1 protein-coding gene is annotated in these 1,052 nt (G+C 71.1%); it reads left to right on the forward strand.

Annotated features, from left to right (window positions below; translation table 11 throughout):
• Window positions 1-47: 47 nt before the first annotated feature.
• The gene (locus GL263_RS27140) at window positions 48-908 is read left to right on the forward strand and encodes an SAM-dependent methyltransferase (RefSeq protein WP_438948013.1); all 861 of its coding nucleotides are present in this window, start codon (window positions 48-50) and stop codon (window positions 906-908) included.
• Window positions 909-1,052: the final 144 nt, after the last annotated feature.

The following is a 1,052-nucleotide window of genomic DNA, read 5'->3' on the forward strand; positions in this document are numbered from 1 at the left end:
CTAGGTTGAGAGACGACCAGCGAACGCCAGCAGCCCAGGAGCGCCCCGTGGCCGACCGCCAGCCCACCGAGCCCCCGCACGCACCCGGCCAGCCCGGCCGGCCCGGCCCGGGGGAGACGGCGCCCGCCCCGGAGATCGACGTCAGCGTGCCGCACTCCGCCCGGATGTGGAACTACTGGCTCGGCGGCAAGGACAACTACGCGGCCGACCGCGCCGCCGGCGACCAGTTCAAGGCCAACTTCCCGGCCATCGTCGACACCGCCCGCGCCTTCCGCGCCTTCCTCAACCGGGGCATCCGCTACCTCGCCGACGAGGCCGGCATGCGCCAGTTCCTCGACATCGGCACCGGACTGCCGACCTTCGACAACACCCACGAGCTCGCCCAGGGCATCGCACCCGAGTCGCGCATCGTCTACGTCGACAACGACCCTCTGGTCCTCGCACACGCCCGCGCGCTGCTCACCAGCACCCCCGAAGGCGCCACCGACTACCTCCACGCCGACCTGCGCGACCCCGCGCCGATCCTCCGCGACGCCGCCCGCACCCTCGACTTCGACCGGCCCGTCGCGCTGATCCTCAGCGGCATCCTCGGCCACGTCGACGACGACAACGAGGCCCACCGGATCGTCGACACCCTGCTCGACGCCCTGCCCTCCGGCAGCCACCTGCTCGTCTGCGACGGCACCAACACCGACAAAACCCTCAACGACGCCCAGCGCGAGCACAACCGCGACGCCGAGACCGTCCAGTACCGCCTCCGCAGCCCCGAGCAGATCGCCGCGTTCTTCAAGGGCCTCGAACTCGTCGAGCCCGGCGTCGTCTCCTGCCCGCTCTGGCGCCCCGAACCCAACCGCTTCGGCGAGCCCGTCCACGTCGACGCCTACGGCGCGATCGGCTGCAAGCCGTAAGCTGCGCACGGTAGTTGGTCGTTGGTCCCGGTCAAGGAGTAAGGCGCTGAACCGCCGAACGCGAAAAAAGCTCAGCAGGCAACTCGTCCACGCGGCACGGTTCGAGGACCCGAAGCGGGTACGTGCCCTGCTGCGCGCTGGCGC

The organism is Streptomyces durbertensis (assembly GCF_014156695.1).
GTDB lineage: Bacteria > Actinomycetota > Actinomycetes > Streptomycetales > Streptomycetaceae > Streptomyces > Streptomyces durbertensis.